At 42.6% G+C, this 23,942-nt stretch carries 20 protein-coding genes; all 20 read left to right on the forward strand.

Translation table 11 applies throughout. The features are described 5' to 3' along the window. The first annotated feature begins 116 nt into the window (after positions 1-116). The 20 genes from DXA93_RS01675 (at position 117) to DXA93_RS01770 (ending at position 22,144) form a co-directional block, all read left to right on the forward strand. Positions 117-419: a DUF6017 domain-containing protein gene (locus tag DXA93_RS01675; protein WP_305764419.1), complete on the forward strand. Its 303-nt coding sequence runs from the start codon at positions 117-119 to the stop codon at positions 417-419. A gap of 112 nt (positions 420-531) precedes the next feature. Beyond that, positions 532-1,692 carry a leucine-rich repeat protein gene (locus DXA93_RS01680; RefSeq protein WP_119207641.1) on the forward strand — a complete coding sequence of 387 codons (1,161 nt, stop codon included), beginning with the start codon at positions 532-534 and terminating at the stop codon, positions 1,690-1,692. A 205-nt stretch (positions 1,693-1,897) separates the two neighbouring features. Then, complete coding sequence (locus DXA93_RS01685; protein ID WP_117812925.1) at positions 1,898-2,227, forward strand: hypothetical protein; 330 nt, start codon at positions 1,898-1,900, stop codon at positions 2,225-2,227. A 99-nt stretch (positions 2,228-2,326) separates the two neighbouring features. Further along, the gene (locus DXA93_RS01690) at positions 2,327-4,504 is read left to right on the forward strand and encodes an Ig-like domain-containing protein (RefSeq protein WP_158583250.1); all 2,178 of its coding nucleotides are present in this window, start codon (positions 2,327-2,329) and stop codon (positions 4,502-4,504) included. Between the two features lie 635 nt (positions 4,505-5,139). Continuing rightward, entirely contained in the window at positions 5,140-5,646 is a 507-nt protein-coding gene (locus DXA93_RS01695; protein ID WP_117812927.1) for a signal peptidase I, read from the forward strand. Continuing rightward, complete coding sequence (locus DXA93_RS01700; RefSeq protein WP_022461031.1) at positions 5,643-6,443, forward strand: TasA family protein; 801 nt, start codon at positions 5,643-5,645, stop codon at positions 6,441-6,443. Before DXA93_RS01695 ends, DXA93_RS01700 begins: the two co-directional genes overlap by 4 nt. A 63-nt stretch (positions 6,444-6,506) precedes the next feature. Beyond that, the gene (locus DXA93_RS01705; protein WP_119207643.1) at positions 6,507-7,037 is read left to right on the forward strand and encodes a hypothetical protein; all 531 of its coding nucleotides are present in this window, start codon (positions 6,507-6,509) and stop codon (positions 7,035-7,037) included. Then, a complete protein-coding gene (locus tag DXA93_RS01710) occupies positions 7,037-8,446 on the forward strand; it encodes a hypothetical protein (protein ID WP_119207644.1) in 1,410 nt (469 codons plus the stop codon). The genes DXA93_RS01705 and DXA93_RS01710 overlap by 1 nt, the downstream gene beginning before the upstream one ends. Then, entirely contained in the window at positions 8,443-9,861 is a 1,419-nt protein-coding gene (locus DXA93_RS01715; RefSeq protein ID WP_119207645.1) for an MSCRAMM family protein, read from the forward strand. Before DXA93_RS01710 ends, DXA93_RS01715 begins: the two co-directional genes overlap by 4 nt. After that, positions 9,824-11,110, forward strand: a complete 1,287-nt coding sequence (locus tag DXA93_RS01720; RefSeq protein WP_119207646.1) for an MSCRAMM family protein — start codon at positions 9,824-9,826, stop codon at positions 11,108-11,110. The genes DXA93_RS01715 and DXA93_RS01720 overlap by 38 nt, the downstream gene beginning before the upstream one ends. 73 nt (positions 11,111-11,183) lie before the next feature. After that, on the forward strand, positions 11,184-11,981 hold the full coding sequence (srtB, locus tag DXA93_RS01725) for a class B sortase (RefSeq protein ID WP_117805203.1): 798 nt from the start codon (positions 11,184-11,186) through the stop codon (positions 11,979-11,981). Between the two features lie 136 nt (positions 11,982-12,117). Beyond that, positions 12,118-12,393, forward strand: coding sequence for a hypothetical protein (locus DXA93_RS17605; RefSeq protein ID WP_147399491.1), 276 nt, complete (start codon positions 12,118-12,120; stop codon positions 12,391-12,393). Positions 12,394-12,462: 69 nt separating this feature from the next. After that, a complete protein-coding gene (locus DXA93_RS01735; RefSeq protein ID WP_119207648.1) occupies positions 12,463-13,608 on the forward strand; it encodes a hypothetical protein in 1,146 nt (381 codons plus the stop codon). A 12-nt stretch (positions 13,609-13,620) separates the two neighbouring features. Continuing rightward, positions 13,621-14,253 carry a hypothetical protein gene (locus tag DXA93_RS01740; protein ID WP_119207649.1) on the forward strand — a complete coding sequence of 211 codons (633 nt, stop codon included), beginning with the start codon at positions 13,621-13,623 and terminating at the stop codon, positions 14,251-14,253. A gap of 11 nt (positions 14,254-14,264) precedes the next feature. Then, a complete protein-coding gene (locus DXA93_RS01745; RefSeq protein ID WP_119207650.1) occupies positions 14,265-14,654 on the forward strand; it encodes a single-stranded DNA-binding protein in 390 nt (129 codons plus the stop codon). A gap of 205 nt (positions 14,655-14,859) precedes the next feature. After that, complete coding sequence (locus tag DXA93_RS01750; protein WP_119207651.1) at positions 14,860-15,195, forward strand: hypothetical protein; 336 nt, start codon at positions 14,860-14,862, stop codon at positions 15,193-15,195. A 42-nt stretch (positions 15,196-15,237) separates the two neighbouring features. After that, positions 15,238-16,098, forward strand: a complete 861-nt coding sequence (locus DXA93_RS01755) for a hypothetical protein (protein WP_119207652.1) — start codon at positions 15,238-15,240, stop codon at positions 16,096-16,098. A gap of 20 nt (positions 16,099-16,118) precedes the next feature. Continuing rightward, entirely contained in the window at positions 16,119-16,457 is a 339-nt protein-coding gene (locus DXA93_RS01760; protein ID WP_117805197.1) for a PrgI family mobile element protein, read from the forward strand. A 51-nt stretch (positions 16,458-16,508) separates the two neighbouring features. Beyond that, complete coding sequence (locus tag DXA93_RS01765) at positions 16,509-19,256, forward strand: VirB4-like conjugal transfer ATPase, CD1110 family (RefSeq protein ID WP_118659171.1); 2,748 nt, start codon at positions 16,509-16,511, stop codon at positions 19,254-19,256. Positions 19,257-19,270: 14 nt separating this feature from the next. Beyond that, positions 19,271-22,144 (forward strand): C40 family peptidase, encoded by a 2,874-nt coding sequence (locus DXA93_RS01770; RefSeq protein WP_117812934.1) that lies wholly within the window; start codon positions 19,271-19,273, stop codon positions 22,142-22,144. The last annotated feature ends 1,798 nt before the right edge of the window (positions 22,145-23,942 follow it).

Genomic DNA, 23,942 nt, shown 5'->3' on the forward strand with positions numbered 1-23,942 from the left:
GGAATACCAGCGTATATCCGAAGAAATCCGGTATTATACTACAAAATATGAATTTTTCAAGGTGCTATAGAAATAGAGGACAAAGTTATTTATGGTTTTGACCCTAACATCATAATATAAAGCGGGGAACAAAAAGAGATGGGATGGATATGATGGATCGGATATCTGCCTACCGGGAACTGATTCGGAAAAATATTGATTACGAGAACTACCCGCCGATCTATAACAAGCAGGAAGTGGATGAACTGATCGATCTGATTGTAGAAACCCTAATGCTGCCGCCGGATGCAGGAACAATTCGGATTGGAGGAAAGGAACGTCCTGTTCCGATTGTAAAAAGCATGTTCCTGAAGCTGGATAAAGATCACATCTGTTATATCCTGAAGTGCCTGCACAATACGGAAAAGAAAAAAGAGTAAAAATGGCCGTATCAAAAAAACAGCCAGCGAAAAAAGGCAGAAAAAGAAAAGCAGCTTGTGGATCATAGCGTTGATTGCTGTTATTTTGCTGATTCTTGTTGGAGTCGTATTTTTGGTACTGCCAAAATTTCGAAAAGAAGCTGCACCGGAAAAACCGGAAACGATCAAGGTGGAAGCTGCAGAGAAAAGCTATGCTGCCGGAAGTAGGATTTCAGAAAAAAATTTCCGCGTATACGGAATATCCGGGAAAAAGAAACAGCTTCTGGATGCAGATACATACAGCGTGTCACCGGCTAAAGTGCCGGCACATGGCCACAGTGTTACCGTAGAGGTTTCCTCCAAGGCATATCCGGATATCAAGGCAGAGATAACAGTGCTTATTGACCGTGATGAAAGTGTTAGGTATAAAATCGGCAGAGAAAATCCAGATGATGTGGAGGCTATCCTGTATTCCAACGGGGATCTAGAAATATCCGGAAAAGGAAGCGTCCGGAATTTCAAATCAGATTCTGCGCCATGGAAGAAATATTCTGTTCAACGGCTGACCTGGATTGATCCGGAGGCAGAAGTGGAAAGCATGGACTACTGGTTTACAGGAAATGACGAATACCTGGAAACATTGTGCCGCATCCCGGATACAGTGAGAAGCATGGTGGAAACATTCAAGAATGCTACGGCGATGACCAGTATGCCGGATATGTCTGGTGCGGTCCGGCTGGAAGATATTACATCCTGCGCAGAAGGGTGTATCGCACTGGAAAAGGCCATGGAACTTCCAGGAAATATAAAACAGGCAAAAAAAGCATTTTACGGTGATACGGCACTGATCGAGGGAGCCGATACAACAGCCTGTATGCAGCTGGAGAACATGGATTCCATGTATTACGGCTGTATGGCTCTGGCATCTGTCCAGATTCCGGACAGTGCGAAAGAACTTTCGAATATCTGCAATGGCTGCGTCAACCTGAAAGAAGTACATATCCCATCGTCTGCACAGAAAATGAACAGCAGTTTTTTCGGATGTACCGCACTGGAATCCATAACCGGTGAAATCCCATCTTCCTGTACGGATAGCGGGAACCTGTTTTCCGGCTGTAAGTTCCTGAGTGGAACACTTACCGTTTCCTGTACATCCAAGACAACCCTTTCAAGCTCGTTTTCGGACGCTGCAACGGCTGGAACAGGACTTACGATCATTTTACGGTACGATGCAGAAAAATCGCAGGAAACGGCCAATACGGGCTTCTACGGGGGAACAAAAAAGTGCAGATGAAATCCTGAACGCATTAAAGGCATCTATGGAAGCCGCATTCAGCAGCGGAAGCCATATTACAATAACAACAAGCAAATAAAACAGAGGGGTGATTAGAATGTAATAAAAATGCAATATGAAAAATAGCAAAAGACTCTTGTAATTACGGAATTGGAAAGGTAATATGATAATATGATCCAAAGAAATAAAAAAGGGGAGAAACCATATGGACATGAAAGAGCTTCGAAAAAATGCAGAAAAAGTAATAGCAGAACGTTTTCCGAATTTCAATTTTTCCACACTGGACTGGGGAGAGCTTGATCCATTCTATCTGGAGCATCCGGAAGAAATACCGATTGAGCATGAGTTTATTGGCTACCGGCAGGATGGTGATGTAGCGGAAGATTACCAGGGAAATCTGTATCTGGTTCTTTGTGATCCAGGAATCCACCCGATCGGAAGTGTATGCATGGAACAGTCCGAACTGGACGATGCCGTAAAACTTGGAAAACGGGAAGATTATACCGGGGAACTTCTGGAAGAAATTCCGGAGTAAAAAGTGAAATAACAAAACAAGGAATCCCGTGTCAAACGTTGACATGGAATTCAAACAGAAAAATCGGTGTCAATGTTTGACACGGACGGAGGAAAAAGTATGAGAAAAAGAATCGCAATGGTACTTCTTGGCCTGAGCCTGGCAGTAGGTACACCGGCCACAACAAATATGTTCCCAACAGTTTCTGCCCAGACAGTACAGGCAGCTGGAAAAACCGGATGGACGCAGGAGTCCGGAACCTGGTATTTTTATAAAGACGGTGTAAAACAGACCGGCTGGCAGACCTGGGACGGAAAAAAATATTATCTGAATGCAGACGGAACCATGAAAGCAAATGAGTGGATGATTGATACGGATGGATCGGTTTACTACTTCCGCAGCTGGGGTGGAGCTTACCTGAACTGCAAGGCAAGAATCAACGGCAGAAGTTATACATTCGGTGCAGACAGTAAGGTACAGGGTTCCCAGTGGGTTGTAAAAGGTGGAAAATGGTATCTGGTGAAAGACGGAAAAATTGCAACGGGCTGGCAGACCTGGGATGGAAATAAATACTACATGAATAGTGATGGAAGTATGCGCTCCAATGAGTGGAGACTGGATGATACAGGGAAAATCCGCTATCTGTGCAGCTGGGGCGGCGCATATAAGAACAGATCTGCCAAAATCAACGGACGCTCCTACACTTTTGATGGTAATGCTAATGTAACCAACATGCAGTGGATCGTGATGGATGGACAGTGGAAACTGGCAAAAGATGGAAAAATTGCAACGGGCTGGCAGACCTGGGACAATAACCGTTACTATCTGAACGCAGACGGAACCATGAAAGCAAATGAATCTTTCACGGACGGGGGAAAAACCTATTTCTTCTGCAGCTGGGGCGGAGCTTATAAAAACTGCTGGCAGACCTGGAACGGAAAAAAATATTACCTGCATGATAACGGTGCAGCCTATCAGAATGAGTGGCTGAAAACCGGAGGAAAATGGTACTGGTTCCAGGCAGACAGCACCATGGCAGTGAACACAAGCTTTACATACAAAGATAACCTGTATTTTGTGGACGGAAACGGAGTTATGCTTTCCGGATGCTGGAAAGAAGAAAACGGAGCAAAATACTATATCCGGAGCTGGGGCGGAGCCTGCAAGGATATGCAGATGAAAATTTCCGGAAAGACATATTATTTCCGATCAGACTGTAAGATGGTAACGGATCAGACGGTAAACGGAAATTACTACGGAAAAGACGGTGCGCTTACAACAAAACCGGAAGCGAAACCAACAGAGACACCAAAGCCAACGGAAACGCCAAAGCCAACGGAAACGCCAAAGCCAACGGAAACGCCAAAGCCGACAGAGACACCGAAGCCGACAGAGACACCGAAGCCGACAGAGACACCGAAGCCAACAGAGACACCGAAGCCAACAGAGACACCAGCAGAAACCGTTTATGCAACAAGCGTAACAATTACACCGAACAGTAATCTGGAATTAACTGAAGTTGGACAGACACTGCAGCTGGCCGCAACCGTATATCCGGAAAATGCAACCAACAAAGCGGTAAAATGGACTTCGGATGATCCGGAAGTAGCAAGTGTAGATGAAAATGGACTTGTAACGGTTCATAAAAAAAATGGTATGCGAAAAGTTATTATCTCAGCTGATGCAATGGGATCTAAGCCAAACGGAGGTGTTGTTGGAAGATACGTAGAAGTAAAAATTAATATCCCATACACCAACGAAGAGGCTCTTGGAATGACCGTTTACGATCAGGAAGTTTCCAGAAAGATTTTCGATCTGGTAAATGAAGAACGTGTCAAAGAAGGACACGCAGCCATGATCTGGGATGATAAGCATTGTTATCCGAGAAGCGTTGCCGCTGCCGGATACCATATCATGAGATCAATCACACAGCCAGGATACGGAACTTCTGATAATCTGGCCCTGCATGGTGGCAGACAGAACGGCTGCGGCGGTGGTCTGTCATATACAGATTCCGATGATCTTGCCCGCCAGATCTTCAACCTTTGGATGTCCTCTCCAGGCCATAAAGCAAACCAGATGGATGATTATAATGCATATGGAGCAATCGCTGTAATGTATGGACAACCGCAGGAGTATAACGGAAGAAAGATTGTGAATTTCTCAGCTGTATTTTCCTTCTCAGATCAAGATTATGATTATGCAACAACCTGGGAACATATGGACGATGGTATGAGTGATGTACTCGGCATGACAGAAAACGATTATTATCAGATTACAAACTACTTTATCCGATAAAAAAGAATCCCCTCTCGTAGACGAATTGCGAGAGGGGATTTGTATGTCGAAGAGGTAGTAAAATAGTCGATGATATGCTATACTGAATCTAATCAGATCAGAACGTGATAGGGGATAGCCTATGTCTCTTGTTGCTCTTTGTAATAATTTAGATTATTTCAGAAAGGCAACCACCGACACTGGTATATCCTTGATTGCTTCTGATTTGATTATAAGCTGCCGGACGAAAAAAGTCAAGCAGTACGGGGGATGCGCAGAACTTTGTGCATCCCTTTTTTAGAAAAAAGGCAGTTATAAAAATGTCATCTTTTTTGAAAAAATGTCATATCTTTTGAAAAAATGTCATGTTTTTTGAGAAAATGTCATGTTTTTCAAAAAAATGTCATATTGCACGTCACAGAAAGGTATGCTATGTTATACTTGCAAAAGAAGGAAAACAGAAGGGACAGCAGGTAGGACAAAAAAATCTTTCAATTGCTCGTGTCAATGATTGACACGGAAAAAAGAAAAATGGGCTTTCATGCATCAGAACATGGTTTTCATGGGCTGGTGTATTTTTTATGCCCATTTTTAGGGGGTGACGCCGTTGCACGGAAAAAGTGGCAACAAAAAGTAAAAAAGGAGAGAGAGGAAAAATGAAAACAAAAGTAATACACGCATTCCTATGGATTCTGGTTTGTATGGTGCTTGGTATTACCTGTTATCAGTGCCGTGATTTAAGGGGTTATGTGATTCTGTCAGGTTCTATGGAACCTGTGATTCCCACAGGATCAGTGGCAGTTGTGGATTCATCGAAGAGGGATGTACGTCCAGGAAATATTGCTACGTTTGAGAGGCACGGGGATCTGGTGACTCACCGGATTTTGTCAAAAACAGAAGAGGGATACCAGACAAAAGGGGATGCAAACACAGATCCGGATTCCGGAACCATTCCGGCAGAAAACATTCGCGGAACATATCTGTTCTGCATTCCATATTTGGGCTACGGATTCATGTGGGCTAAAAACCACATGTTTTTAACCGTAGGTTTTCTGGCGCTGTTTATGCTTCTGGTTTTCTATTTTCCGGAGAAAAGACCTGAACCAAAGGAACGGGAACAGGTAAAAAAAACAAAAAGAAAAAAAGGAGAATTACGATTATGACAAAGAAAAAAGTAGCAGCATTTTTTACAGCAGCAGCACTATGCGGCGCACTGGCCGTTGGATCATCCATGGCATATCTGACAGATCATGATTCTGTAACCAACAAATTTTCTGTAGGTAAAGTAGACATCGTTGGCCATGAGCCGAACTACACACCGGATAATGATGGAAAAACCAACAATATCGTTCCGACCCAGGTAATCAAAAAAGACCCGCAGATCGAAAATGTTGGAAAAAATGATGCTTATGTATATCTGGATGTTTCTATCCCGATTGCAAAGGTGATTACTGTTAATGCTGCAGGTAACCGTTTGAATGGAGGCGTTGCAAAAGATACAGAGCTGTTCTCCATGAACAATGTTTCTAAGAAATGGACTCTGATGTACAACAAGCGTGTAGGAGATAATATGGTTTACACCTACAGCTATAACGAAATACTTGCACCGGGAAAAACAACAGATCCGATCTTTACAAGCCTGACAGCTGCCAATATTGTAGAGGGACAGCTGGATGGAAAAGATCTGAATGTGCCGGTACATTACTATGCAATCCAGGAACTCAACACCGGAGAAGGAACCACGATTCCACAGAAAGCAGCTTCCGCATGGAAAAAATATGAACTGCAGAACCAGGGCCAGGCAGGACAGATCACGACTCCGCAGTCTGACGAAAGCGGAAATAATGGGGTTACAACCGTTGATGGAAACGGAAATGCAGCATCGGATGAAAACAAAACAAATACCCCAGATGATGTTCAGGTTGAGCCGGAACAGGATGGAAACAACACTTTATCATAAGAATACTTTTCAGAACAGTCCGGAAAGCCATCCGGACTGTTCTGAAAAAGAAGGGAAAACAGCATGAAAAAAAAGAAAAAACGAATGCTGTCAATTGCCGGAATGTGCTGCTGCGGTTTTCTTGCAGCAGCCACCGCAATATCGGGATCTTCTGCTTACCAGACGGACCATGATGAAGTAGTAAACATTATCAGGACTGGAAATAACACCATTATTCCGGATGAGGATTTTCCGACACCGACACCGGTTCCATCCAGCGGATCAGTAGTAAAAAAAGTCAGGGCAAAAAATACAGGAGATGTACCTTGCTATGTCCGGGCATATATTACATGCAGTGAACCTGTAAAAGAGTTCACGGGACTTGATACCACAAACTGGTTTAAGGGAAATGATGGCTATTACTATTACAAAAAAGCTGTTCCGGTTGGAGGAACAACAACTTATCTGTTTACGGGGGTTACTGTTGCAGATGAATATGAGCAGGATAACCTGGAAGTAACAGTTTACGAGGAATCCGTTCAGACAACAGATGGTCAGAAGGAATACACTTCTTATCAGGACGCATGGAAACGGTTTGGAGGAGGTGGCCAGTAATGAAAAGGAAAATTGCAATAGCAGCCGGAATTCTGGTCACGGCAGTAAGTACCATCAGTGGATCATATGCTTACTATCAGGACAGCGTTACCGTTACAAACCACATCAGTACCGGTGATGTAAACATTGGAATCCAGGAATACGAAAAAGATGGTGATACGGAAAAAGTTTACGCAGGACCTGCAGATGGAATTGTGCTTCCATCCCAGAGCATTTCAAAGATTCCTCGTATCACGAATTATGCGGAAACCTGCTACATCCGGGTGAAAACCACTTATTCCGGAGAGGCATCGGATTCCGTGTCAAACGTTGACACGGAAAAGCCAGAGGAAGATTCCAAAACGGATGCAGACCCGAATGAAACGCCGGAAGCAACAGAAGAGACAGCACAGGAAACGACAGAAAATGCCGAAACGGAAGTAACACCAGCACCGGAAGAGCCAGAAAAACCGGAAATAACGCCTGAACCTACAGAAACACCTTCGGTGGATCAGGATAAGGAAACGCCTGCGGAGTATGTTCTGAGTGATGAAGAACTGGATGGAATTTCCGATGAATGGGTAAAACAGGGTGAGTATTATTACTATACGCAGCCGTTGAAAAACGGAGAATCCGCAGACTTTTTCCAGAACGTAACGATTCCTGCAGCGTGGACATCAAAAGCACAGGACAGGGTTCTTGGACTTACTGTGACCGCAGAAGCGGTGCAGGCAGCAAACTTTACACCGGATTTTAATTCGGAATCCCCATGGGGCGATACGGAAATTGAACAGTGCGTACATGAGACGGATAACAGCATCACAGAAGTGACAAAACAGTATACCGCTATGTCCGTCACTTATGAAGGGGCTGCCAGAAAGCTGGTGGCTGCGCCGGAAGATTTCTTTAGAAATTTACAGACGGCAATGCCTGGCGATACGATCAGTGATAGTTTTCAGCTTTCCAATACGACAGCAACCAGTGCCGAATTTTTCTTCCATACGGAAACGCCTGGAAATTTAACGGATGAAGAACTTGACCTTTTAAAACAGTTTAAATTGACGATCACGCAAAACGGAAAAACCCTGTATAACGGTGATTTGCAGGCTGCATCCCTGAATCAGGAAATCAGTCTTGGAACACTGGAAACAGGGAAAAATTCGCGGGTACAGTTTACGCTGCAGTTACCGGCAGAACTGAAAAATGCATATGCAAAACGGGAAAGCATGGTAAACTGGATTTTCCGTGTACAGGGTGCTGAAGAACCGGGCAAAAACGAACCGTCCCCTGCCATTTCGCAGACTACGGCACCAAAAACCGGTCTTGCAGATCCATACGTTTTTGTTCCTCTTGGAATTGCGGCGGTAGCGGCTCTTGGAACCGTGAAACTGTCCCGTAAAGAGAAGAAAGAGAGGAGGAAAAAACTGTGAAACGATGGAAAAAGGCACTGTCAGGGCTGCTTATGGCAGCCTTGATGGTAACTGGAATTTCTTTCCCGGAAAATGTTTTTGCTGTCAGCGCAGGCATGGATGGGTTACCATCTGTGGTTGATTCTGGCATTGGAAAAAAGGTAGATACAAACAGCACGATTGACGGAACCTACAATTTTACGCCAGTCATTGGAGCAAACACAAAGGTTTCATTCGGTAGTACAGATGGTACGAAATGGGATAATCAGTTTTGCGTTAATGGTGAAAAATATGCACAGGTGTGTTCGAAATGGTGGCCATTATCAGATATAGGTGATAATGGAAATACCCGTTCTTTTATTCCGTATGAAAGATTAAAAGGAAAGATGTATGCAGAGTATACCAATGTAGGCAATGCTAATGGTTTACCTGTTACCATGCGGATCTGGTTTTTGGACTGGCAGAATACTAATATCAGCGGGTATCCGGGATATGAAGATGTAGACAATGTTGTTGTTTCTGTAGACAATACAAAAGGCGGTGCAACTCCTGTCATTGATATTAAAGGCTTGAAATGGATTAAGGTAAGATTTTCATATTACGATGAAAATGGAAATCCACTTAAGGTTAAGGGACATTTCACTTTATCTGATCTGGACTATTCCCAGGGATTTTATATTGATGGAAAAGTCGATGGCATTTATGTCACGAAGGAAGCTGATGATCGTCTAATCTATGATGCAAGAACGGATGCAATCTGGTCAGCAAAAAAGGGTTCAAATGCAGATGATGGTACTTCACCGGATAACCCGGAAGGATGGGTTACTTACACATATGAAGGCGATTCTCAGACTATGGTCTTTTATAATGGAGGAACCATACAAAATGTGGACGGTCCAGGTAAGGGACTTACCACAGTGCAATCATATCCAAAAGACTTTACATTTACTGGTGGGGATGCCATATTTAATGGATGGAAAGGATCAAGCCGGACCGAGGCAACAGATTGGCACGTATGGAATACTTCTGAGTTTGGTTATACATCAGAAATGGTTATGCATCAGACCAAAAATGTTGACCTTGTCATCAAAAAGGCAGATGAAACAACAGGAGAAGCCCTAAAAGGCGCAGAATTCACTGTTTACAAGATGCAAGGCGGCCAGTGGGTAACGTATACCAAGGCCGAATGGAAAGATGAGTATAAAGCTTATCGAGCATTAAATCTCCATGCAGAAGATTCAGAAGGTGGAAAATTCAAAGTAGTAGAAACCAAAAATCCGACAGGATATACCGGAACCTGGGAACATGAGTTTACAGCAGAAAAAGAAGGTGTTGTTACTTTAACACTGGATGCGACAAATGCCAGAAAAACCGGTCAGATCACAATCACAAAAACCGGTGAGAATAATAAAAAAACTTTCCGGTGCGGTATTTGAAATCAAAGCTGCAAAGGATATTAAGACAGCCGGAGGCACAACCCTGGTTGCTGCCAATACGGTAGTTGATACCGTAACTACAGATGGCAATGGATCGGCAGCCAGCAAACAACTGGAACTTGGTCAGTACATTGTCAAAGAAAAAACAGCTCCGGATGGATATGTCCTGGATACTACAGAACATGCAGTTACCCTGGATAATAGCCATACCAGCGTCAATGTAGCCGTACAGAACCAGAAAAATGCGATCGTTCTGCAGAAAGTAAGCAAAAACGATGGCACAGTCATGGAAGGTGTTACGTTCCATATCTGGAATGATGACAAGAGCTATGATAAAACGCAGAAAACAGATAGCAATGGACGGATCACGATTGATGGTGTGAAGGATGGAACCTGGCATTACCAGGAAACGGCAACCAAAGATGGATACGTACTGGATAATGCAGTGAAAGATTTCACAGTATCCGACGGAAAAGTCAATGGGCAGTCAAACCTGACAATCACGGTAGAAAATGATTATACAAAACTGGATCTTGCAAAAGTAGATTCCGGTACCGGAGAGAATATTTCCGGAGCGAAACTTTCTCTTCTGGATAGCAATGGCCGTCTGGTAGAAAGCTGGACATCCGGAAGCACACCGCACCGGATCGAAAAACTGAAACCGGGTCAGTATACTTTACGTGAGGATCAGGCCCCGGATTATTATAAACTTGCTGATCCAATTACCTTTACGCTGGAAAGCAAAGCAGATACGCAGACCATCACCATGAAGGATATGCGCTATGCAGACCTTACCATAGTAAAGAAAATTAAAGCAAGCGATATTACCTGGGCGCATGGAAACCCAACCTTTATCTTCACCGTAAAAGGAAAAGATATTAATGGGAAAGACCGTACCTTCCAGAATTATGTAGAGTTCACGGAAAATTACGTAAATTCACATACCGATGGACAGGGATATGTAGAACTTTCTGTCACCTGGAACAAAATCCCGGTAGGAGAGGACTACACAGTAACAGAACAGGATGTGCTGCGGTATCATCTGGTGAACGTTACCGGAACAGAGAATGTAAAGATTTCAAAATTACAGGAACCGGCGAAGGGCGTTGCTCCGGATAAAATTTTCTCCGTACATGCAAATTTAAAGGCGAAACCAACCGGTACATCCATCACATTTGAAAACCAGAAAGATGACTGGGGAACTACAACGCATGATACTTCTGTTAAGAACATCATTCCGTTAAAGTAACCAGCAAAACCGGATTTATACCCGTGTCAATGTTTGACACGGGTATTTCATTAAAGAACAGGGAGGCGTGAAAATGCGAAAAGCTGCTGGGTGTGTCCTGCTGGCAATTTTATGTCTGCTGGGTGCGTCTTATCTTCCACGGATTTTGCAGGAAGCACAAACCGACCGGGAACAGCAGAACCTTATCAGTGGCTATATCCAAAATCCGGATACAACAGATGAAGAAAACACAGAATCAACTACAGATGAGCCGGAAGAGGAAACAGATCCGAATATGGAAAGAATAGTTGATTTTCAGAATTTACAGCAGATCAATCCTGAGATTTTGGCATGGATCACAGTTCCCGGAACACCCATTGATTATCCGGTTGCTTTAGGAGAGGACAACAGTTATTACCTGAACCATACCGTAACAGGAGAAAGCAATATTCTTGGTTCCATTTTTGCAACTGCCGGAACAGATTTCGAAGAAAGCCACATTATTTTATATGGGCATAACATGGCATCCGGGAAAATGTTTGGAAGCCTGAAAAAGTACCATGATAAGGACTTCCGGAACACTTATCCTTATGTATATGTTTATACACCGGAAACTACTTATACCTGTGCGATATACAGCGTATACAGCACCCGGTATGACAGTGATGTTTTTACACTGGGATATAAAGGTGACAGCGAGGAATGGAAACAATGGATTGCAGAAACCGTACAGAATGCGGAATATGACTGTAATATTGCCCCGACCGGAAAGGAGAAAGTTTTTACTTTATCCACCTGCGTAGGTGATGGCTCCAGTCCTTACAGATTGGTTATACACGCCGTTACGGTTGCCCAGAAAGAGGTCGCGAATGCGGAAAAGGAAGCGTCTTAAAGCAAAAGTAAGAGCCAGAATTTGTATGATTTTGGCTTGCCTGCTGCTCTGCGGAACCGGAGTTTCCTTATGGAATGGAAAACGGGCTGAAAAATCCGTGTCAAACATTGACACGGGACAGAAAAGCAGCAAAACGGTGTCAAACATTGACACGGATACGGAAAATCCCAAAGCGGTGTCAAACGTTGACACGAGTACGGAAAAGCCACAAGCGGTGTCAAACGTTGACACGAGTACGGAAAAGCCACAAGCGGTGTCAAACGTTGACACCGATATGGAAACCACAAAACAGGTGTCAAACATTGACACAGATACAGAAGGTATGATTTTAAAGGCTGATCCGGTGGATACGCAGATAGGAATCATATCTGTTTTTTTGCCGTTTTTTTTATCGGCAGTTGGAGTGTATTGATGTTTCTTACTGCAATACGAAAAAAGAGTAAGAAAGATATTGGCTAAGCGCCCGAAGAAAGGATACGTCATGGATGAAAATACATTAAGTATGGCCGAAAAAATGAATCAGCTGTATCAGGAACGAGAAGAGCAATATAAAAAACGTGAAAAGCTGTTCGATGACCGTTCCAAGCAGCTGCAGTCTCTTGCAAATGCATTGGAAAAGCAGAAAAATAGCCAGGAACAGAAAGCAACAGATCTGGATAACCGGGAAAAAGAACTGGACCAGATCCAGGATGCTCTTGCAGCTAAAGTAGAGGACATGGAAAAACAGGAAACTGCTTTAAAAACCTGGGAACAGGAAACAAAAGAATCCCTGGCGAAAGCAAAGCAGGAACAGGAAAATGAGCTGATTAAGAAACGGCAGGAACTGCAAATGGAAAAGCTGCAGGCACAGAACTTAAGTATTGAGCTGCAGGCAGAGAGGGATAACCTTAAGATGATGCAGGAAAATTTAAAACTGTATCCGGATATGTCACTTCCAACGGATAAGGAAACAGAACTGCAGGCGAAAATTGAAACATTGCAGAGCCGTCTTTCCATGGCAGAGAAAGAACGTGATTCCAAAATGGAACAGATGGAAAAATTACAGAAAGATTTTGATGCAAAGGAAGATGAACTTGCGAACCTGCAGTTAAAAGCAGAAGATAGCAGCACTGATCCGGAAGTAGAAGAAAAGTTGCGAAAACGGAATGGAGAACTCCAAGGAAAAGTCATTGAACTAAATAAGCAGGTAAAATCTTTGCAGAGAGATCTGGATGATCAGGCAAAAGACAAGGAAGAATTACAGAGACAGCTGGAAGAAAACAGTAATCAGCCGGAAAGCCACGATTTAAGTGCAGAAGAACTGCAGAATTACTTGCTGACACTGCCAGAGTTCGAAAATGTGACAACCCGCCATAATACGGATGGAATTATTGTAGATGCGGTATGTGGCGAAAAGAATTATCATTTCCGCTTTGATTCCCTTCCATGCTATGAAATCAGTGTTCCACGCCGCGAAACCAAGAACTTAAAAGAAGTCATCTACCAGATGAACGCAGAAATGCCGGAATATAAGGCATCTTATGATGAATACGAAAAAGCGGCAGTTCTGACCGGATGGTATGACAGAAGAATTTCGGCAGAGGAGCTGGTAGAACTTGCAGTAGATGCATCACGGAATTTCAAGTAAAGGAGATCGGCCATGGAAAGTATAAAGTCATTTTTGGGAAATCCATATTACTTGATGACCGCGGTGCTTGCGATCGCAGCGTTTGGTTTTGCAGCAACAGCTGTAATCAGTTTAATACAAGAGCGAAAACAGAAAAAGGAAGAAACTCAAGAAGAGCCGTTGGAAAAAAAGCTTGGGGTTGATACCAAAAAGCTGAAAAATGTTTTAAATGTTCCAGATTTAAAACGAAAAAAGAATATACCTGTCATAGAAGAGGAAAAAACGGAAAATGCGCCGGAAGAACTTCCGAATGATAAAGAAGAAGTTCCCGTGTCAAACATTGACACGGAACCGGAAGTGTTAAACCCGGCTGATGTGGCAGAATTTAAAAGCCGGATGATAGAACATTTCCGGCGAAAAGACACACTGCAGCAATCCCTTTTAGAATTGCAGGAAATTTATGAAAATGGTCCGATTCTGGAAAGGATTGAAAAGGCACTTACGTACAGCCAGCGCAGCCGTTACCGGGATTTTGAGACAACCCTTGACATTTTATTTGAGGGCATGGATGCAGAAACCCTGCGGGATGATTTACTGCGGATGGAAGTTCTGCGATACCGGAGGCTGCCTTACCGTCAAGAAAATACAACTGGCAATCTGGTATAAGGAGGGCAAACATGAATCAGATTAGAATCCAGGGTGTTTGCACCTGCGTCCCACAATTTTCCTATGAAAAAGACAGGAGAGGGAGATCAGTTCCAACATGCCGGTACATCTTGGCCGTGCAGCGACCGAAAAGTTCTTATTCCGATTACATGTACTGTGTCGCCTTTGGAGAACGGGCAATGATAACATTTCAGAGAATAAAAAAAGGAACGACAGTGTTTGTCCAGGGACATCTTCATACAGAGGAAGGCCGGGATGCCAACAATCAAAAAGTATATTTCGTTACTGTGACAGTAGATTATCAGCAAATAATTGAAAAACAAGAATTTAATGGACTGGAATTGTGTACTGGATTGCCCCAGTTTCCGGTTCTGAAACAGGAAGAAAAAGGAGGAAAATAGAGAATGCCGATTCAGTATATTATCCCGATTATAGCGATGGTAGGATGTGTTATTGCATTTTTAATTGGAAGATTTCACAAACATGATGATGATGATGACGATTAAAAAATGTCGTGTGAAGGATTGACACGAAAGAACAAACGAAAATAAGGCCTGCACCAAAATTTGGTGCGGGCTATTTTTAGATCAAAAAGAGGTAAAAGATATGAAAAAGCCAATCGAAGTAAAAAAGAAACTGAAAAAAGTCACGGAATATACGGCTTGCTTTGCGTTTTTGATGTTCCTGCAGGGAGTAGGTGCGCCAATGGTTTTTGCAGATGCAACGGCCGCAATAAATGCGAAATTTGAAATTTTATGGAATCTGATCAGCGCTGTGGTACAATCTGTGGGTGGTGTTATTTTATTATGGCACGCATTTGAATTTGGAGCTTCCATGCAGGCACAGGAAGGCGGAGGTGCTATTACAAGATCTTTAAAAGGGATTGGCGGTGCGTTAGTTATGCTGGTTGCTCCGGTAATTACAACTGCTCTGAAGGGATAATGAAAAGGGAGGGAATATCCTCCTTTTTCTTATGGAGAAAATATGATAAATGAGATATTAGATTTTTTCAAAACGGTTTTTGCGGGAAGTGGTTTCTTTTCCCTTGGGTGCAATGTTTGGAATTCATTAATTGCATATGCGTTTGATATGCTGCAAACGAGTCCACAAAGTTTGGCAGGTGGTGAACTTTGGGATGAAGCATACCGGATTTTCCAGGCACTACAGATTCTAGGTGCGACACTTGTAAGTGTTTTCTTTATGGTTAATTTTTTCAAAGAAACAACGGATATTAAACACGGAATGACCATGGAAGCAAGCATCCAGTTTTTTATCAAGCTGGCACTTGTGGATGCTGTTTTTTTAAATCTCACGAATATACTCGTTTTTTTGATTGAAATTGAACAAGCATTTTTTGGTATTATTGTTCCGGAAGATGCCGCTTCACTGGTTATAAGAGTAGGGGATGACTGGGAAATGAGTGGATCCGGACTTATTTTTGGAAATCTGTTTGGCATTGTGTTTTTCTTTATCTGCCTGGGTGGCGCAGTTCTTACATTATGGACGGTTTATAGGGTTTTCCTTAAATTGTTTTTTTATATGGCTGTTGCACCACTTGCACTTTCCACTTATGCAGGCCCACATGAAATTGGACATACTGGATCAAGCTGGGTCCGTACATTTCTTTGTGCATTGTTTGAAATGACAGGAATCATGCTAATGATGCGACTTGGAACAATTTTAATAAATGCCGGTGGGCTGTTCCCTACTGCATCAGAAGATATATTGGGCGGAATGTTGGGATCACAAGGATGGGAAGGACTTCAAGCTATTCTTGGTATCCTTATTATAACGGGATCAGTATCTGATACGGATGCGATGATTCGAAGAGCATTTGGATTTTAATAGTAGGAAGGACATAGCTTATGGTAAACATGAATGAAGATTTTGGTGCATATAAGGATAGCATCTGGAAAGGACTTACAGCAAGAGAGTTAGGTGTGATGGCCGTTTCTGCTGTCTCCTGTGGTATTATCATTATCTTGTTGTATTTTATACTTGGATGGAACTTATATATATCATTTTTGATTGGAACTGCTGTTGCTGCAGCTATCATTTTCAGTCAGGTATGGAAGTCACGTAGCGGGCTTTCTGCAATAGAGTTTTACCGGGCAAGAAAATACAGAAAGTCCACAGCCAAACTTGTTTGGAAAAGTGACGAATATAACCAGGCAAGAAAAAATTATTTGAAAAAAGAAAAATAATGATCGGGAAAAATCCCGACTTTTTTATATACTTGGAAAGGATGGAACAGAATGGGATTTTTTTCGAATGAGGAATTTATCCGATATAAAAAATGTACACAGCCAGTTTACCAGACACCGGCCAGTATTCAACAAATGCTGGATATTGCAGGTGTACACGAAAATGGAATATTTGAAATAGAACCGAATAACGGGGCAGGGAAAAAGCGGAGAAAATTTGATCGTGTGTATTCTTTTTCAGACTTAAACTATGTGGATCAGGACAAGCAGCAAAAAGACGGCATCCTGTTTCAACTACGGAAATTTCTAAATTCCATGGACACAGATTTCAAGATCACAATACAGTGTGAACCACGGGACGTAACAAATTTCCAGAAATCTCTGTTGCAGGATGAAAATAAAAGTGAGTATCCAGAGCTGGCCCGCTACAATAACGAAATGATTAAAAAATCTCTTGAAAAGGGACAGGAAAACGTTCGAAAACAGCGTTATTTGACTGTGAGTGCAAATTGCCGGTCAATAGAAGAAGCGGAAGGATGGTTTGATACATTCGAGCATACAGCACTTCCAATCTTTCATGCAATGGGTTCGGAATTGGTTCCTTTAAACGCTGTGCAGCGGTTTCAGAAAATCAGAAATTACTTTTTCACAGATGATGGAGAGGAAAGTTTTATTCTCCCGTTTCAGGATATGGTACAGGCCGGAAGAGATTTTCGCAATTCAATCCTTCCACATTCTGTGCGGAATCACAAAAGCTACATGGAATTTGATGAAGAGTGTATGCGGATTCTTTTTGCTGCGGTTCTGCCAACCAGATTGAATGAAGAAAAGTTGATTTTTGAACTGACAGATTTTCCGTTTTATACCTGCCTTACCATAGATACGGCATATATCCCACGGGAAGTGTTACGTGGAAAAATCAGCAACACGAATTTCTACAATGAAAATGCGATCGGGCAGGAAGTACAGGCCAATGCAAGTATGGGTAACTTCTATAGTGAGCCGTCCTATGCAAAGAAAAAGAAGCAGGCCAATCTGAAAAAATATATGGATCAGATCGAGGAAGATGATGAAAATGGCTTCTATGTAGGAATCCTGTTGGCAGTGCGTGGAGCAAATAAAGAGGAACTGGATGCAAACACGGCAGAAGTCAGACGCCGCTGCCGGAAACATTCTATACAGATTGTTCCTTACTACGATCAGCAAATTCAGGCACTGAATACGTTGCTTCCGATCGGAGCGAGGCGTGTAAATAATATGCGTTCCGTCCTGACAAGTTCTTATCTGGCATTCCAGCCATTCTATTCCTGGGATCTGATCCAGCCTGGCGGAACATGGTATGGTATAAATAAAAAAACCAGAAATCCGATCATTGGAAACCGAAAGACATTGAAAAACAGTAATGGTGTTATTTTTGGCCACACTGGTTCTGGAAAGTCCATGCTGCTGAAAATTACGGAAATCGGACAAACATTGATTAACAGTACAGATGATATTTTCCTGATTGATCCGCAGAATGAGATGAAGGGAATCACCCAGAGATTCCGCGGTCAGTATTTTGATCTTTCTGATCCGGATCTGCGCCTGAACCCTCTTGAGATTCCGGAATCTTTGCTGCAAAAGAATGCAAAGGGCCGTGAAGAATATATCCTTTCCCAGCTGCAGTATATGGAAGCATTTCTGTACAGTATCATGACCGGTATACGTCCAAACGGTATCCATAAATCGTTGATTTACCGGTGCGTTGAGGAATTATATCAGAATACGTTTTCAAAAAAGAAACCGATATCCCCGGTGCTTTCTGATTTGGAAGCAATTTTCCAGAAACAGCGGGAACCGGAAGCGCGTGATTTGTATGGATCACTGGAGGCTTATACAAAGCATAGCTTTTTGACATTGGAAGGACAAAGTACACTGTCTACCAGCAGCCGGTTTGTTGCATTTGGAATGAAAAATATCCCTGAATTGATGTGGGAACCGCTGATGATAACAATCATGCATGTTTTAACGCAGCGTTTTTCCTACAACGTTGAACAGCAAAGGGCAACGCATTTTATCGTTGACGAGGCTCAATATGTCTGCCGCCATGAGACAAGTTGTAATGAGCTGGAAAAGGCGTATCTGACGTACCGTAAACTTGGTGGTATCTGTACGATCTGTCTGCAGAACGTTTCAGCAGCAACGGCCAACCGGAAAATTATGGAGATTGTATCAAACTCCGATTTCAAGGTGCTGCTTGACCAGGCCGGTGATGATCGGAACGAATTGCTGCAGATTATGGAGTTATCACAGAAAGAGTTTGAAGCGCTTTCTGATCCGACACCGGGCCAGAGTTTGATTGTCTGGGGCGGGCATATTTTGCAGTGTGATTCGACGATTAGCCGGGACAATCCGCTGTATCATTTCTACAGTACAAACTTCCATGAAGCCGCTGCCGAAAATCGGAACGTATTTTACAGCCAGGAAGCGGATCAAGATGAACATGAAGATGATCTGGAATCCGTGTCAAAGATTGACACGGATGAAAACAGAGACTCGGTGTCAACATTTGACACTGATCCAGACAAAGAGTCTGTTGAGCTTTTAAATGGCGAAGTAGAAGAGCCAATCAGTGAAGAAGAGCTGTTCATGTACCATAAAGTACAAGAAGCTGACGAATGTGATGAATGGCTGGATTGCTATGGTGCCGGAATTTTATGCGGTGTTTCCAATAAACAGGCAGAAGAGATACTGGAATCTCTTGTGAAAAAAGGATATATCGAAAAGATCCAAGGTTGTTACCGTATGCCGGAAAACTAAAGGAAGGATAACGCATGACACCAAAAGACAAGCACACGGAAGTTGCATGGCAGGCAAAACAGCGGGAAGTTAAAACAGGATCTGTGGAAAAGACGGTACACAGTGCTACTTCTGCAATCTATACTGCGTCAGAGATACGATCTGTTATGAGCCACTCTGAAACGCAGGAAATAACAGGAAACCATATTACGCGGGAACAACAGCTGCAAAATATGCGTCTGGCGACGCAGAAATATTTGCAGCCGGAAAATCAAGTAAATACACAAAGTATCTTGCCGGAAAACACTGGACATACGGAACAGGCTGCTGTACAACCGGAAATCCTGTGGCATAAGAATGAATCAAATTATGTACCGGAACAGCCTGTATATAATGGCTCCAGTGAAAAATATGAGGCGAAAGCTGCACAGTTCCATGCACCTGTTTCAGAGACGTATAAAATACCAGAAAAACCGGACAGACAAGTTGCCCGGGAACAGCAGTTGAAAAGTATACGACTGGCAACACAGAAATATGTGCAAACAGAAGCGGGACGTTCCCATGCAGAAGAGAAGCAACAAACAACCCATTTTATTTTAAAAAGTACAGGTTCAGAACGGGAAGATAATATTGAGGCTGCATCAGAGAATCGGATTCAGGAAAATCACGGTAAAAAATATGCTGCAGCCAAGATGAGAGCTTCCATCCCGAATACTGAACAGCTGGAAATGTCGGAAAATAATGACATAAAAGAAGAAAAACGACAAAGTATGCGTCTGGCCATGTGGAAATATCTGCGGCGGCAAGATACAGAAAACACACAGGGCATTGGAATAGAGGAGAAGCGAAACGGAAATCCGTTGTCTGGAAAACCGACACTTTTTCAACAAGAAGAGGAAGAAAGTAATACGGATGAGAGAGAAAAAAAGAAGGATTTCAGCCGAAAATATACGATTGGCAGGATACAATCATCCACAGTACAAGATTCTAAAGGGGAAGAATTATCATCCAACCAGAGTAAAACTTTCAGACAGCAGCATCAAAGTTTGAATACTGCATCCATGCTGCATGGTATGACAGCAGCGAATGTAGAAAAAGAGGTTGAAGATGATGAGCCGGATTCCCAGAATGATTTAAAAAAATCAAAAACACTTATATATCTGGCAAAATTAAAAAAGAATCGAAAAAAAGAAAAAATCACGAGTAAAAATACTTCGGAAGATAGTGAAATTTCAGAAGAATCTTCAACAGAAGAGGAAAAGGAAACTCTTGGTGAAGATGAGGAGAAAACGTCCAATCAGAAGAAGGAAATAAAAAATAAGGAACATACAGAAGAAACATCTGAAAAGAATCCGGCAGAAGATAAAAATAGGCAGGAAATAAAACCGTCCCAGGCGGCAGAGGAATGGAATAAAGAAATGGATCATGCTGAGGAAGAGGACTCAGAGGATGATTCCGGAAGTGAAAAACGGAAAGCCAAAAAGAAAAATCGGAAAGAAAGTGATACAGAAAAGTCAGGAAAGAATGAAAAAGATTCTAATGACCGCAGAGGAAAAAAGGATGAAAAAAGTTCTCGTAAAGAGGGAAAAATTAGAACATCCTTAAAATGGTTTCGGAGAACAAAGAACTTCCATACAACCGTTCAATCCCTCCGGTTATCCGGGAACGAAGAAGAGATAAAAAAAAGGGCTGATTATCAACAGCGGATGCTACTTCGGCATGGAGTCATTAATACGGCGAAAATATCCGCAGGCATCATTAAAATTATAGCATCCAATGTTTTATTGCTGCTTCCGATTATTTCGCTTTTTCTTCTTTTGAGTCTTCTGTTTCTTGGGGTAAAGGCTGAACGTCAAAGTGCTTCTTCCGCTTATGATGGAGCCTGTTATCTGGCGGCAAAATATGAATCCGGCGGAAACCCGGATCAGGTTGGTGGCGATGGCGGAAATGCATGTGGTGAATTTCAGTTCGATAATCGTTATGAGCTTGGGCCGTTTGTTCGGTGGTGCTATGAAAAAGATCCAACTACATATGGTCCGTTTGAACCATATCTTGGCATGACCACAGAACTAAAAAATAACGCCGGATTTTACGGGGCATGGCATTCGATCTGCATAGAACATAAGATTGCATTTGAGGCAGCCCAGTGCGAATACGTCTATACACAAACACTGCAGCCACTTCTTACATCACTGACAGAATATTATGGTTTTGATTTTACAAACGCGTCTGATGCTTTGAAAGGCTGCGTTCTTTCTTTTGGCAACAGAGATGGAAAATATGTTGTAAGCCTGAAAAGATATTTTGATGGAACAACATCTGCATCAACGGACCGGGAAATTATTGAAAGGGCATATGATGCCATGATCGCCCGCAGACCGAACGTATCCAGGTGGAGCTATGAGAAAGCGGATTGCCTGGCGCAGCTTGATGGGACGCTTGACATTTATGCACCATCCGAAAATGGTGCCGGTGGGATTGACTGGTCCTGGAAAAAAAGCATAGGTGCCGGAGAGTCCGGAAATGCTGCCGTGCAGGCAGCTCTGAATGCTGTAGGAAGTGGTTATTCCCAAAGCAGAAGAGATGATCCGGGATGGTATGATTGTTCTTCCCTGGTTTACCGGAGTTATGCTGCAGCTGGTATTACTTATCTGAATGGAATGGATGCAGCAAGCGAAGCAGAATGCCTGGTAAACAAAGGAATGACTGTCAGCTATAGTGAACTGCAGCCGGGAGACTTGATCTTTTATTCTTATTCGGCCAACGGAAAATACAGGAATATATCCCATGTTGCCATATATCTTGGAAATGGTGAAATGGTTCATGCTGCAGATGAATCCAGAGGGGTATGTAAACAGGCAATGTCACAATCAAATCTTTCGCCGCAATTATATTGTCGGCCACAATAGTAGAAGGAAAATAAGATGGATAAATATGAATACATAGTGAATCTTGCAGAAAAAACAGCTAAAAGGGTTTCACAGAACCGGGAATCCTGGATGAAGTTCCTGACCTCCGCTGCACGGATTTATAAATATCCGTTTAAAGAACAGCTTCTGATTTATGCACAGAATCCGGATGCAACAGCGTGTGCTTCCATCGAGATATGGAATAAACGTATGAACTGCTGGGTAAATAAAGGATCTTCAGGAATTGCACTTCCGGATGATACTGCAACATACGGTCATAAGCTTAAATATGTATTTGATGTTTCGAATGTTCATGCTGTAAAGCCAAATGGACGTTATCCGAAGGCGTGGAAACTGCGGGAAGAGCATAAAAGTGATGTACTGCATAGGCTCGAACAAATATATGGCAGTACAGACAGCACAAAACCCTTTGAAGAAAGAATTATTGAAATTTCAGATCAGCTCGCGGCGGATGCCTATACAGAACTTCAAATTGATTATCCGGATTTACAGGATAGGATAGGATTTGATAAACTGAGCGAACAGGACTTTGCTCTTTGCTTAAAAAAACTTATATCGGAAAGTGTTTCTTTTACAATTTTATCGGCCTGTGGAATAGAAATTTCCGATCATGAATTTTCATTTGATTATATCAATCAGTTTGTTTCTATTAAAACATTGTCAGTATTAGGAACAAAAATTAATGATTCTTCCAGAGGTGTTCTTGCAGAAATCGGAAAAACAGTACGCATTTATGATAAACTTCGCGAGAAAGAACAGGAAAAAGAAATCTCCAAAAAAGAACTTGCAAATGCACCACAACCGCGATATAATGCTTTAAAGCGTGAAAGTTTGCAAGAGGGTAATTCCAAAGATAAAGATAATATTGAAGGAGGAAAACAAAATGGACCTGGAATACGAACAGATGGGAGATTATCTGATTCCGAAACTGAAAGCAAATCCGGAACCGGAGGGAATGGTAACGAAATACGGACTTCTGAGGGACAAATTTCTGAGGGAGAGATACGATGGGGCGAGAACAGCAATGTTTCTGGAAGGAACGCTGAAAGCACATCTTCTCGAGATTCAGGAACAGGCAAGAGAGAGGATGGAAGTCCTGACATCCCAGATGGCGGAGAAAGAAGGAGTAAACGAACAGCTCAAAGCACAGGATCAGATGCTTTGGGTGAAGAAGATGAACAGCATCCAGAGCCGGGCGGAGGAAGTCGTACTGAAAGAACTGATTTACAGCCGACCAATTTTGTAAAACCAGAGGAATCATACACACAATTAAGTCTGTTTCCATCAGCAGAGGAACAGAGAGGATCAATTACAGCAGCGGAAGCAAGTAAAAAATATACTATGCCCGCTGCTTTCTATTTGCCGGAAACCGATCTTGAAGTAATCATCCGAAGTGGTGGCGGGCAAAAAGATAGCCGGAAACGGATTTACGCCAAATATACCGAAGGAAAAAGTACCGATGAAATAATTGCTTTCCTGAAAAAAGAATATGGTCAGGTCGGCAAAGGTTTTGAATTACACGGTCATCCAATATCTGTATGGTTTGATGAAAACGGAATGACTGCCGGTTATGGTATGCAGGCAGCGGAATCTGTAGTTACAACATTAAGCTGGGATCAAATCGAAAAGTACATTCACGCCATGATTACGTATGGCTTGTATATGGATGCGAACGAGGCAGCACTCGTAGACAAAACAGAGATGGAGAGGGTATCTTATCAGATCGGCTATTTTCTCCGTGATTGGATAGATGATGTACCGGAAGAACTTAACAGTA

This window comes from Blautia sp. OF09-25XD (assembly GCF_003482095.1).
Taxonomy (GTDB): domain Bacteria; phylum Bacillota; class Clostridia; order Lachnospirales; family Lachnospiraceae; genus Fusicatenibacter; species Fusicatenibacter saccharivorans.